Annotated in this window: 5 protein-coding genes, 15 tRNA genes and 1 rRNA gene; 19 read left to right on the forward strand and 2 right to left on the reverse strand. The window is 53.1% G+C overall.

The genetic code is table 11. From position 1 onward, the window contains the following. Positions 1–201 precede the first annotated feature (201 nt). From ACVX3G_RS05815 to ACVX3G_RS05890, 16 genes are all read left to right on the forward strand, one after another. Positions 202–3,131: ribosomal RNA gene (locus ACVX3G_RS05815) — 23S ribosomal RNA — on the forward strand. A 425-nt stretch (positions 3,132–3,556) separates the two neighbouring features. Continuing rightward, positions 3,557–3,631: transfer RNA gene (locus ACVX3G_RS05820), tRNA-Asn, on the forward strand. Between the two features lie 4 nt (positions 3,632–3,635). Then, a tRNA-Ser gene (locus ACVX3G_RS05825) sits at positions 3,636–3,726 on the forward strand. A gap of 14 nt (positions 3,727–3,740) precedes the next feature. Continuing rightward, a tRNA-Glu gene (locus ACVX3G_RS05830) sits at positions 3,741–3,812 on the forward strand. Between the two features lie 9 nt (positions 3,813–3,821). Then, a tRNA-Val gene (locus ACVX3G_RS05835) sits at positions 3,822–3,897 on the forward strand. A gap of 142 nt (positions 3,898–4,039) precedes the next feature. Continuing rightward, positions 4,040–4,116, forward strand: a tRNA-Met gene (locus ACVX3G_RS05840). A gap of 5 nt (positions 4,117–4,121) precedes the next feature. After that, a tRNA-Asp gene (locus ACVX3G_RS05845) sits at positions 4,122–4,197 on the forward strand. A gap of 173 nt (positions 4,198–4,370) precedes the next feature. Beyond that, a tRNA-Phe gene (locus ACVX3G_RS05850) sits at positions 4,371–4,446 on the forward strand. Between the two features lie 170 nt (positions 4,447–4,616). Continuing rightward, positions 4,617–4,692 (forward strand) — tRNA-Thr (locus tag ACVX3G_RS05855). A gap of 6 nt (positions 4,693–4,698) precedes the next feature. Further along, positions 4,699–4,783, forward strand: a tRNA-Tyr gene (locus ACVX3G_RS05860). Between the two features lie 9 nt (positions 4,784–4,792). Further along, positions 4,793–4,866, forward strand: a tRNA-Trp gene (locus ACVX3G_RS05865). Between the two features lie 17 nt (positions 4,867–4,883). Next, a tRNA-His gene (locus tag ACVX3G_RS05870) sits at positions 4,884–4,956 on the forward strand. 15 nt (positions 4,957–4,971) lie between these two features. After that, positions 4,972–5,046 (forward strand) — tRNA-Gln (locus ACVX3G_RS05875). A gap of 5 nt (positions 5,047–5,051) precedes the next feature. Beyond that, positions 5,052–5,123, forward strand: a tRNA-Gly gene (locus tag ACVX3G_RS05880). A gap of 9 nt (positions 5,124–5,132) precedes the next feature. Next, positions 5,133–5,206: transfer RNA gene (locus ACVX3G_RS05885), tRNA-Cys, on the forward strand. A 69-nt stretch (positions 5,207–5,275) separates the two neighbouring features. Beyond that, positions 5,276–5,360: transfer RNA gene (locus tag ACVX3G_RS05890), tRNA-Leu, on the forward strand. 322 nt (positions 5,361–5,682) lie between these two features. Here ACVX3G_RS05890 and ACVX3G_RS05895 read toward each other — a convergent pair. After that, a complete protein-coding gene (locus ACVX3G_RS05895) occupies positions 5,683–7,047 on the reverse strand; it encodes an ISLre2 family transposase (protein ID WP_307894859.1) in 1,365 nt (454 codons plus the stop codon). Positions 7,048–7,425: 378 nt separating this feature from the next. On the opposite strand from ACVX3G_RS05895, the gene ACVX3G_RS05900 reads away from it, so the two are divergent. Both ACVX3G_RS05900 and ACVX3G_RS05905 read left to right on the forward strand, forming a co-directional pair. Further along, positions 7,426–8,706 (forward strand): IS110 family RNA-guided transposase, encoded by a 1,281-nt coding sequence (locus tag ACVX3G_RS05900; protein WP_012749092.1) that lies wholly within the window; start codon positions 7,426–7,428, stop codon positions 8,704–8,706. Positions 8,707–9,151: 445 nt separating this feature from the next. Beyond that, positions 9,152–9,613, forward strand: a complete 462-nt coding sequence (locus ACVX3G_RS05905; protein ID WP_014196625.1) for a YobA family protein — start codon at positions 9,152–9,154, stop codon at positions 9,611–9,613. Positions 9,614–9,918: 305 nt separating this feature from the next. On the opposite strand, the gene ACVX3G_RS05910 is transcribed toward ACVX3G_RS05905, so the two are convergent. After that, positions 9,919–10,533, reverse strand: a complete 615-nt coding sequence (locus ACVX3G_RS05910) for a hypothetical protein (protein WP_014196623.1) — start codon at positions 10,531–10,533, stop codon at positions 9,919–9,921. A gap of 626 nt (positions 10,534–11,159) precedes the next feature. On the opposite strand from ACVX3G_RS05910, the gene ACVX3G_RS05915 reads away from it, so the two are divergent. Next, positions 11,160–12,101 (forward strand): ABC transporter substrate-binding protein, encoded by a 942-nt coding sequence (locus ACVX3G_RS05915; RefSeq protein ID WP_011232373.1) that lies wholly within the window; start codon positions 11,160–11,162, stop codon positions 12,099–12,101. Positions 12,102–12,103: the final 2 nt, after the last annotated feature.

Raw genomic sequence — 12,103 nt, forward strand, 5'->3', positions numbered from 1 at the left:
CAGGGAAGCAAGATTCCTCGGCACAAGACTGCAGAGAAGTGAATTCAAGAAGCAGTCTCGTTTGCGTCTGCGTCTACAAGCGGATTCGGAGAAGCCGAATTCCTCGACGCAAACCAGCGAAGAAGCGAATTCAAAGGAGCTACTTCGTTCCTTGAAAACTAGATAACCGATAAAGCAAAGGAAGAAGCCGAGAGCGCAATAGGTTAAGCTGGAAAGGGCGCACGGTGGATGCCTTGGCACTAGGAGCCGATGAAGGACGGGGCAAACGCCGAAACGCTTCGGGGAGCTGTAAGCAAGCGTTGATCCGGAGATGTCCGAATGGGGGAACCCACTGTCCGTAATGGGGCAGTATCCATGCCTGAATCCATAGGGCATGGAGGGCACACCCGGGGAACTGAAACATCTTAGTACCCGGAGGAGAAGAAAGCAACCGCGATTCCCTGAGTAGCGGCGAGCGAAACGGGAACAGCCCAAACCAAGAGGCATGTCCTCTTGGGGTTGTAGGACCGCTCACGATGGGAGTGAGAAAGGGACGGGGTAGACGAACCGGTCTGGAACGGCCGGCCAGAGAAGGTGAGAGCCCTGTAGTCGAAACTTCGTTCCCTCCCGAGCGGATCCTGAGTACGGCGGGACACGAGGAATCCCGTCGGAAGCAGGGAGGACCATCTCCCAAGGCTAAATACTCCCTAGTGACCGATAGTGCACCAGTACCGTGAGGGAAAGGTGAAAAGCACCCCGGGAGGGGAGTGAAAGAGAACCTGAAACCGTGTGCCTACAAGTAGTCAGAGCCCGTTGATGGGTGATGGCGTGCCTTTTGTAGAATGAACCGGCGAGTGACGATGGCGTGCGAGGTTAAGCCGAAGAGGCGGAGCCGCAGCGAAAGCGAGTCTGAACAGGGCGTGTGAGTACGTCGTCGTCGACCCGAAACCAGGTGATCTACCCATGTCCAGGGTGAAGGCCGGGTAACACCGGCTGGAGGCCCGAACCCACGCACGTTGAAAAGTGCGGGGATGAGGTGTGGGTAGGGGTGAAATGCCAATCGAACTTGGAGATAGCTGGTTCTCCCCGAAATAGCTTTAGGGCTAGCCTCGGGTTTGAGAGTCTTGGAGGTAGAGCACTGATTGGGCTAGGGGCCCAAAACGGGTTACCGAACCCAGTCAAACTCCGAATGCCAACGACTTATGCCCGGGAGTCAGACTGCGAGTGATAAGATCCGTGGTCGAGAGGGGAACAGCCCAGACCGCCAGCTAAGGCCCCGAAGTGCACGTTCAGTGGAAAAGGATGTGGAGTTGCCGAGACAACCAGGATGTTGGCTTAGAAGCAGCCACCATTTAAAGAGTGCGTAATAGCTCACTGGTCGAGTGACTCTGCGCCGAAAATGTACCGGGGCTAAACGTGCCGCCGAAGCTGCGGGATGACCGTTGGTCATCGGTAGGGGAGCGTTCTAAGGGCAGAGAAGCCAGACCGGAAGGACTGGTGGAGCGCTTAGAAGTGAGAATGCCGGTATGAGTAGCGAAAACAGAGGTGAGAATCCTCTGCGCCGAAAGCCTAAGGGTTCCTGAGGAAGGTTCGTCCGCTCAGGGTTAGTCGGGACCTAAGCCGAGGCCGAAAGGCGTAGGTGATGGACAACAGGTTGAGATTCCTGTACCACCTTCTTCCCGTTTGAGCGATGGGGGGACGCAGGAGGATAGGGCGAGCAGGCGGCTGGAAGAGCCTGTCCAAGCCGTGAGGCTGATCCGCAGGCAAATCCGCGGATCATAAGGCTAAGCGGTGACGGCGACGGAGTAATCCGGAAGTCCCCGATTTCACACTGCCAAGAAAAGCCTCTAGCGAGGGAAGAGGTGCCCGTACCGCAAACCGACACAGGTAGGCGAGGAGAGAATCCTAAGGCGCGCGGGAGAACTCTCGTTAAGGAACTCGGCAAAATGACCCCGTAACTTCGGGAGAAGGGGTGCTCTTTGGGGTGAAGAGCCCTGAAGAGCCGCAGTGAAAAGGCCCAAGCGACTGTTTATCAAAAACACAGGTCTCTGCGAAGCCGAAAGGCGACGTATAGGGGCTGACACCTGCCCGGTGCTGGAAGGTTAAGGGGAGCGCTTAGCGGAAGCGAAGGTGCGAACCGAAGCCCCAGTAAACGGCGGCCGTAACTATAACGGTCCTAAGGTAGCGAAATTCCTTGTCGGGTAAGTTCCGACCCGCACGAAAGGTGTAACGACTTGGGCGCTGTCTCAACGAGAGACCCGGTGAAATTATACTACCTGTGAAGATGCAGGTTACCCGCGACAGGACGGAAAGACCCCGTGGAGCTTTACTGCAGCCTGATATGGAATTTTGGTATCGCTTGTACAGGATAGGTGGGAGCCTGGGAAGCCGGAGCGCCAGCTTCGGTGGAGGCGACGGTGGGATACCACCCTGGCGGTATTGAAATTCTAACCCGCACCCCTTAGCGGGGTGGGAGACAGTGTCAGGTGGGCAGTTTGACTGGGGCGGTCGCCTCCCAAAAGGTAACGGAGGCGCCCAAAGGTTCCCTCAGAATGGTTGGAAATCATTCGGAGAGTGCAAAGGCACAAGGGAGCTTGACTGCGAGACGGACAGGTCGAGCAGGGACGAAAGTCGGGCTTAGTGATCCGGTGGTTCCGCATGGAAGGGCCATCGCTCAACGGATAAAAGCTACCCCGGGGATAACAGGCTGATCTCCCCCAAGAGTCCACATCGACGGGGAGGTTTGGCACCTCGATGTCGGCTCATCGCATCCTGGGGCTGTAGTCGGTCCCAAGGGTTGGGCTGTTCGCCCATTAAAGCGGTACGCGAGCTGGGTTCAGAACGTCGTGAGACAGTTCGGTCCCTATCCGTCGCGGGCGGAGGAAATTTGAGAGGAGCTGTCCTTAGTACGAGAGGACCGGGATGGACGCACCGCTGGTGTACCAGTTGTCCCGCCAGGGGCACCGCTGGGTAGCTATGTGCGGACGGGATAAGCGCTGAAAGCATCTAAGCGTGAAGCCCCCCTCAAGATGAGATTTCCCACCGCGCAAAGCGGGTAAGATCCCTCGAAGATGACGAGGTCGATAGGTCCGAGGTGGAAGCGTGGCGACACGTGGAGCTGACGGATACTAATCGATCGAGGGCTTAACCTAGCAAGAAAAGTGGAGGCCGCCCGCTTATCGGCGAGGTGCGCTGGAGGGCCTGCGAGGAGGCTCGAACCAAGCGAAGCTTGGTTCTGCGTGGGTGGTGCCACAGGAGCGTATGCAATGTGTCGCCGCCGCAGCAGGACCGAAGCGTCGCGAGCCGATGGCGGCCGGAACTAGACAGCGAAAAGCGCAGGCGAGCGGCTTCTTCCAACGGTTATCTAGTTTTGAAGGAATGAAAAAACTCTTGACAGCTCAGCGCGAATCATTATAATAGTAAATGTCTAAAGAGATGTCATTTCGCAGCAGCTCAGTGACGAGCATTTGCATCATCGGATGAACTGCGAGTTGCCTCGACGCATCCAGCTTCTTTGAATCGGCTGGCAGAGGAAGAGGCAGGACATCTTGTTGGGAGAATTGACCGTCGTTATGATTCCGCAGTAGCTCAGTGGTAGAGCAATCGGCTGTTAACCGATTGGTCGCAGGTTCGAATCCTGCCTGCGGAGCCATCGTGGAGAGCTGTCCGAGTGGTCGAAGGAGCACGATTGGAAATCGTGTAGGCGTGAATAGCGCCTCAAGGGTTCGAATCCCTTGCTCTCCGCCATGATCCATCAGCATGGCCCGTTGGTCAAGTGGTTAAGACACCGCCCTTTCACGGCGGTAACACGGGTTCGAATCCCGTACGGGTCACTTCTTTGTGGAGGATTAGCTCAGCTGGGAGAGCACTTGCCTTACAAGCAAGGGGTCGGCGGTTCGATCCCGTCATCCTCCACCATCTTAATATAAAAGCTGACTTGCTTTCTCATTCATCGCGAGTTGTCCCGACGCATCCAGCATCTTTGAATCAGCTTGTAGAGGAAGAGGCAACGGACAACAACACCAAAAGCATTGTGAACATCAACTTACTTTCTTATCATCGCGGGGTGGAGCAGTCCGGTAGCTCGTCGGGCTCATAACCCGAAGGTCGCAGGTTCAAATCCTGCCCCCGCAACCAAAATTGGTCCCGTAGTGTAGTGGTTAACATGCCTGCCTGTCACGCAGGAGATCGCGGGTTCGAGTCCCGTCGGGACCGCCATTGTTCCAAAAACAAGAAAAATATGGTATGGCTCGGTAGCTCATTCGGCAGAGACGAGCATCCGCTTCATCGAATTCGCTTCGAGTTGCCTCGACGCATCGAGCGTCTTTGAATCAGCTGGTAGAGGAAGAGGCACAGAGCAATTCAACGAGCGAGTTAAAAAAATAATATATGGCTCGGTAGCTCAGTCGGTAGAGCAAAGGACTGAAAATCCTTGTGTCGGCGGTTCGATTCCGTCCCGAGCCACCATGAAACAACTAGAATAGGTTTGCATGCCGACTTAGCTGAATTGGTAGAGACGAGCATCTGCTTCATCGAATTCGCTTCGAGTTGCCTCGACGCATTCCGCTTCTTCGAATCAGTTGGTAGAGGAAGAGGCACAGAGCTCAACAATGAGCCACCTTCTTCATTCATCTTATGCCGACTTAGCTCAATTGGTAGAGCAACTGAATCGTAATCAGTAGGTTGCGGGTTCAAGTCCTGCAGTCGGCACCATTCCTTGGAGGGGTAGCGAAGTGGCTAAACGCGGCGGACTGTAAATCCGCTCCCTTTGGGTTCGGCGGTTCGAATCCGTCCCCCTCCACCATTTTAACAAAGGGGCATAGTTTAATGGTAGAACAGAGGTCTCCAAAACCTCCGGTGTGGGTTCGATTCCTACTGCCCCTGCCATTCCTATCATGATCATGGCGACTATGGCGAAGTGGTTAACGCACCAGATTGTGGCTCTGGCATGCGTGGGTTCGATTCCCACTAGTCGCCCTTCACTTACAACGTTGGGGTATAGCCAAGCGGTAAGGCAACGGACTTTGACTCCGTGATGCGTTGGTTCGAATCCAGCTACCCCAGCCACGGATGCGGAAGTAGTTCAGCGGTAGAACACCACCTTGCCAAGGTGGGGGTCGCGGGTTCGAGTCCCGTCTTCCGCTCTTGATCAAGGCGGCATAGCCAAGTGGTAAGGCAGAGGTCTGCAAAACCTTTATCCCCGGTTCGAATCCGGGTGCCGCCTCCATATCTAATGATAATGAATAAAAAAAGTGTTGACAGTTGAAAGATAATTTGGTAAAATGTTGATTGTCGCGCCGATGTGGCGGAATTGGCAGACGCGCACGACTCAAAATCGTGTGGGGTAGCCCCCCGTGTGGGTTCGACTCCCACCATCGGCATCCTTGGAATTCGATAGCCCACGATCTAAAATCGTGAAACCCTTGATACGACCGCATTTGCGGTCGTTTTTCATTTTCTGGGAGTTCCGAAAAAATTTTGCATGAACTTTGCATTTCTACCATCTAGATCATCCATGATTTCGTCAATCATCATGTTTTTTTAGTACCCATGAGTCAGTCAAGACTTTGTGGAGAACATTTTTTCGGTTCACTACGGGCGTTGTCAATCACTAGTTAGCGAACCATTTTCAGGAATTAATATCGTAAGCGCTTTCGGACTCTCATCCCTTATCTTGAGGCGATGATACGATATTCCATTTTTTTACACCCAACCACCATCCCGGAGCGCCGACAACGCTTGATGGATCGGCGTCCCGGATGACCGCTGCAGACACGGTAGATTCTGACGCACCACATCTGCCCATAACCGTCCGGCCTTCCGTTTGGCCTGTTCGATCCGCTTGGACTTTGTTGAGGCCGAGACGGCCGACTGGGGCTCTTGCTCCTCCCACCGTCCCTTTCTCCACCCGATCCCGTCGATTCGGGCTGCCATCGCCCTCAGAAACGCCCGAAGCCCTTGGTCTTTCCAGCTGCGGCGGGATTTCACCCGATGCGCAAACCGGCTCATCACGCTCTCGGCGTGGCCCATCGGACGCATGCCGGTCGTCTCCACCCCTTGCTCCGACAGCCACTCCCGATAGTCCCGGATGCATCCCGGCATCGACTCGATCCGGCGGATCATGGCAGCCATCTGCTTCTCTTTCGCTTCGTCCTCCAACGTGCCGACCGCGCTGTTCAGCTCCACGAGAAGCCCCTCTTCGTCTTGTTTCGCCAGCTTCTTCCGCACCTCCCGCCAACGCGAATGGCCGGACAGACACTGACGCAACTCCCGCGCCACATGAAATCGATCCAGCTGAAAGCACGCCCGCTTCCCAAAATACTCCCGGCAGGCCGTGATCCACGACGCCGCGTCGCCGTTGATGATCAAAAGGTCCCGGCACGGATCATAGGCATATTCGTTCATCAGCCACTCTTCAAACCGTTCCCACACGTCTCCCTCCCCTTCATGGAGGTAGTGGCGCCGGTTCACGAGCTCAAGCTGCGAACCGTTTCGTTTCCATCCCTCGTGAATCGCCAGGATTTTCTCTTCTTTCGCCCGTTTCCCTTTCCCCTGGCGGGAAATGAACAGCCCATCCGCCTCCACAAACAGCACTCGGCCGTGCCGTTTGGAAACAGGGTGGTGCAGCGAGACAGAGGCCTCCAGCACCAGTTGGCGAATCGCCTCGTGGCTCATGACCGCATACCCCACGATCGACTCGAGTGTGCGAGCCGCTTTGCGGTAGGAAGAGCACTCTACGGCCAACTCGACCGCCGTTTCCTCGAGGCAAGGGCTGATCGACTGCGCTCCATCAAAGCCCAGTTCGGCATCCAGCAAGAAGGTATACGCCCCCGCCTGCCGATCATAGTAGTAGTTCCGTCGAAACGTCACTTCTCCAAACAGCGTTTGGATCGTGGTCGGCCGTTTATCTTTCAGCTGATACCGCCGCTTGTCCCGCGCTTCCGCCAGTTGTTGATCAATCTCCTCCAAAAGGGCCGCCAACAAGACAGCGAACACCTTTTGAAGAGTTCTTACTAATTGCTCCTCCAGCTCTTTTAATAAAGGCCATTCTGTGGTAAGATGTTTCATGGACTCTCTCCCTCCTGTTTTATGGATGTTGGTCATCACCATCATAGCAGGGAGAGAGTCCTTTTTTCACGACATTTGCTTTTTCTACCGCGCTTCGCTTGGTGGCCCCGACGAGCGTCGCGAACAAAAGTTCGCAACCCTCGTCGGGGATCATTTCGGAATGTCACCCACAAATATTTTACTCACACAGTACCCATGATGGATTTGACAAACTGGAGCTTTTCATAAAAGAGTGAAACGATTTTTTCGTAAATGCGACTAATGTAACAAAGGAGCATTCCCGTTAGGAGCTTTTCCGGGGACTTGATCAAAAAAAGCCCTCTTGGTATGATGCAGGGGTGTCAACCACATCACTCACCATACCAAGGAGGACTTCAGATGAATTGTACACAAAACTATAAAATTGATCAAGTAACCGAACAAACGCTTGTCGTGGGTATTGATATCGCGAAACGAACCCACTACGCCTGCTTCGTGGATGACCGGGGGCGCGTGCTTCGCAAATCGTTCCCGATCTTCCAGTCGAAAGAGGGGTTTCAACAGCTGTATAAAGCGATTCAGGGGGCGATGCAAGCGTTCGGGAAGTCAGAGGTGATCGTCGCCGTGGAGCCGACCGGGCACTACTGGTTGAACCTGGCCTACTTCCTCGAGGAGCACGGGATCCCGTTGGTCATGGTCAACCCGGCGCATGTGTGCCGGTCGAAAGAACTTGATGACAACCTGCCGACGAAACACGACGCCAAAGACGCCCTGGTCATTGCCAGACTGGCAAAAGACGGACGATTCCTCGTTCCCCGGCTGCTGCACGAGATTGAAGCCGATTTGCGCGTGGGGAGCACGCTCAAAGAGAAGCTCCGCAAGGAACAGACGGCGGTGAAAAACGCGATCGTCCGCTGGACGGATCGGTATTTTCCAGAGTTTTGGACCGTGTTTCGTGACTTGGGGAAAACGGCGCTTTCGGTGTTGGAGTGGACGCCGCTTCCGGCTGATATGGCCGGCCGGACGGTGGAGGAGCTTCTTGAGGTGTACCGGCAAAGCGAAGGGATGAAATGCCCGCAGAAGGCCAAAATTCAGGCGTTGATCAACACCGCGAAGGACTCGATTGGGGTGACGGAAGGGACAGCGATGGCCCGGTTTGAGATCGCCGCGCTCGTCCGCCGATACCGCCAATTGGAGGCGGAGATCGCTGCACTGGACGCCGAGTTGAAGGCATTGGTTCAAACGACGATGGAGTACCAATGGTTGAAAACGGTCGACGGGTTGGGAGACGCCACGATCATCGATCTGCTGGCGGAGATCGGCAGCTTCGCCCATTATCGGGACCCGCGCCAATTGGTGAAGTTGGCGGGCCTGACGCTCAAGGAGAACTCCTCCGGCCAGCGCAAAGGGCAAAAGCACATCTCCAAACGGGGACGGAAACGGTTGCGCTCGGTGCTGTTTCGGGCGATGATTCCGCTGATTCGGCATAACGAGGCGTTTCGCGAGCTGCATGAGTATTATACGACCCGATCCGTCAATCCGCTGACCGGAAAGCAGTCCATCGTCGCCTTGTGCCGGAAGCTGTTGAATGTGCTGTTTGCGATTTGTACGAAGAAACAAGCGTTTGACGCGGAGCGAATGAAACAGGACGTCTTGTCCCAGGTGCAACGGGCGGCCTAAGGCCTCCCCCCTGCGAACGGAAGAATCGTTGGACAACGAGATGACACCGGAGAAGCTGGCGTGATTTCATCCATTCGACCTTGAGTCCCGAAAGGAGCTTGGCCGGCCTCCGCCTGATGACGAGACCGAACGAGGGAATGTTGGCGCGAAGACGCCCGGAGACATGGGAGGGTTCGTCCTCATCAGCGACGCGGAGATCCAAAGGGTGCATCGAATATGCTTCCCCCCGCGGCAGGAAAATATAACCAGCCGTGGCCGCGAAGCGCACCCTAGGTCTGTAAGATATCCACAAAACTGAAAAAGGATGTAAGGGATTTTGTCGAAAAATATTTTTTGGACACCCCTGAGAGGCCGAAAAGCCTTGATAGATCAACATTTCTAGAGGGAGGAGGAGATTGGGCTGAAAAGATGGCTTGCTTTCATTGCCGCCGTGTGGAGTGTTTGGTTGGCAGGTTGTAGCGGGCAAACTGACCGCTATGCCATTGAAGGGTATGTCGTGAGAAAAGAAGGGGGGAGCATTTTGGTTGTCAGTTCTGATCCGCAAGATTTTCGTTCCACAGGCGGGCTTAAAGAGTTTTATAATGCCATCTTGGTTTCTAGTGCACCAGCGCGAGTGAACATTGGTCAAAAAGTTCAAGTTTGGATAGATGGGGGGATTGCTGAATCGTATCCAGGCCAAGGGAAGGCGGGCAAAGTATTGGTTGTGCCAAGCTCTCCGCGTGATGGCGCCAGCTTATCGGAGGAGGAGGCGATTCGCCAAGCGTTGAAACAAGAAGAGAGTCGGCTCGAGCATATGATTCCTGTGATTCGGGCTGTTCATTATGACAAACAAGCGGACACTTGGATGATTCAAATAAAAGACGCCCATGAACGAACGGAATTCGACGTTCGGATCAAAGATGAATAAAAGCGTTTTGCCGCATGCGAAGCAAAAGCTGTCCTCCTCTTCCCAGCACGGGGGAGAGGGGGACAGCTTGTCGATGACGCGCCAAACAATTCGTTGGATTCCGAAAACAAGTTATTACGAAGACAACACCGAGACAAGCGGACGGTCCGGCAAGTAGAGCTGGGCGTTGTCGCTTTGGCCGGCCGCGATCCAGTCGCTTTGGGGGAATTTCTTTCGGACAGCCCCCGCGGTTCGTGTCTGGAAGGAATGTTTTTTCCATGTTGCGCTGCACAGCTCGCCCCTTGTCCATTTGTTCCCTTGTCGAGTTATTGCGCTTGCCGCAGGCTGGCGATGGATGCCTCATGTTCAATCGAGCGTTTGGAGAGGATGGCCAAAATGTGCTCGTGGCGTTCTTGGTTGACCTCGATCCTTTTGACAATTTGATCGATTTCCATGACCGCTTGTCGAATAGGAACGAGATCGTCTTTGGTCGCCATCTTTGCTTGAATTTCGTTTACATTGGATTGAAGTTCGTTCGCTTTGAATTGGAGTTCATTCACTTTGGACCGGAGTTCAGCCAGTTCCTCTTTGGTCGCCATCTTTGCTTGAATTTCGTTTACGTTGGACTGGAGTCCGTTTACAGTGGAGCGAAGTTCAGCGAGTTCGTCTTTCGTGGCCATTTTCGCTTCGATGTCGTCCACTTTGGATCGGAGCTCGGCGAGTTCGTCTTTGGTGGCCATGTTGGTTTCAATGTTGTTTACTCTTGATTCGATGCTGTCTACTCTCGCCTCGATGCTGTTCACTCTCTCTTCGATGCTGCCCGCTCTCGCTTCGATCTTGTTCAGTTGATTTTTCATCTCGTTGACCTCGGATGTCAAGACGCCGACGCTCGAATGGAGTTGATCGAGTCGATCCAAAATTTGGTTAAGCAATGCTTCCATATGGATCATCCTTTCCAAGTGTGGATTGACGGTGATTCAAAACAGCTATTCATGGCTTTTGTTGCTTTCCTAACGCTGTCTGGACCTTGTTGGTGAAGGGGTTGCCAAAGGAGTCGATCATCCGTGGGCATGTGTGCAGCAGATTTGGGGACATCCAGCTTCCATTTTAGCATAAATCGTATGGGGGGAGACAAGGGATTTTTTGAAGAATGATGATGAACAGGGGCGACAAGTTCTAGAGGGCTGGTGATTTAGCGCAAAATATGGCTGATTCCTGCTATCTTTCAATTCGAGAAACGCGGCTGAATCGGCTTTTTTTTCTGATGAAATGCCATCGATTTGCAGGCCGTTCTCGTTTTTCACCATCCTTCTAGAGGGTGGGTGATTGGGTAAAAAAGACTATCGATTCGCATTCTTTCTCAATTAGAGAAACCCTTGCAAAACTGACTTTCTTTTTCTGCGAAAATGCGCCGCTTTGATCAGCGATTTTCATGCCAGGGTAGGGAGCAACGCTTGCTTAGGAATGTTTTTTATTATTGTATTGACAAAGATATTCAATATCAATTATCATCTTAATTGATAAGGATTATCATTATTAAATATAGATTGAAGGAGGAATATGTAACGTGTTGCAGAAAAAATGGACCTCTCTTCTTGCCATGCTGATGGCGCTGTTCGTGCTGCTTGTGCCGTTGGCTCAACCGGCTGCGCCTGTCGAGGCCGCATCCAAGACAAGGGTGTTTAAGACGGAGCTTGGCAAGCTGGTGATCAAAGGTACCCCGAAGCGGATTGTCACGTTAAGCATGGCGGGGACAGATGCGGTTGTCACGTTAGGCTTAAAGCCAGTGGGGTATACGATTTCCAATTCTGGAACGGTGCCTACATACTTGCGCAATAAACTAAAAGGGGTGCCAAGCGTTGGGGCACTTAGCGCCCCGAGTTTAGAGAGAATCGCAGCGCTCAAACCGGATTTGATCATTATCGACCATGAATTTGAGTTCCATAAAGCGATTATCCCTCAGCTGAAAAAGATTGCGCCAGTAGCGGGATTTCGTGCGAACAGCTACAAAGAAGCCATGAATCAGCTTCTTGTATTAGGAGACATCTTAGGGCGGAAGGCGAAGGCAAAATCGTTTGTGAATCAGTTTTATAAAGAATTGAAATCGCAGCAGGCAAAATTAAAAGATAAAAATCTTCGTGTATTGGGCTTTTTCGTAAATAAAGATGGCATTAATGTATGGCAGGACAACTCATTCTCCGGATCGATTTTTACGGCGCTTAAGGCTGATTATGCATTTAAGGAAAAAGGGGATGAATACTCCGACTTTAAAACAGTAAGTTTAGAAAGAATTTTAGAAATCGATCCAGACGTGCTGTTTGCCTATACGGATCCTGGGAAGAATGACCTGAAAAAAGTGAAAGCCAACCCGATTTGGTCCCAATTAAAAGCGGTGAAAAAGAAGCGGGTGGTGGAAGTCAATCGCGATCTTTGGTCTCGCAGTCGGGGACCGTTGGCGGCAAAATTGATTGTAAAAGAAGCGGCATCCATTTTAAAACGTTATCAGTGATG

It is taken from the genome of Geobacillus sp. PLS 41 (assembly GCF_056494105.1).

Excerpts from the sequence above, each read along its gene's own strand:
- ACVX3G_RS05910 (WP_014196623.1), bottom strand. The coding sequence starts at position 10,533 with ATGGAAGCATTGCTTAACCAAATTTTGGATCGACTCGATCAACTCCAT.
- ACVX3G_RS05895 (WP_307894859.1), bottom strand. The coding sequence starts at position 7,047 with ATGAAACATCTTACCACAGAATGGCCTTTATTAAAAGAGCTGGAGGAG.
- ACVX3G_RS05900 (WP_012749092.1), top strand. The coding sequence starts at position 7,426 with ATGAATTGTACACAAAACTATAAAATTGATCAAGTAACCGAACAAACG.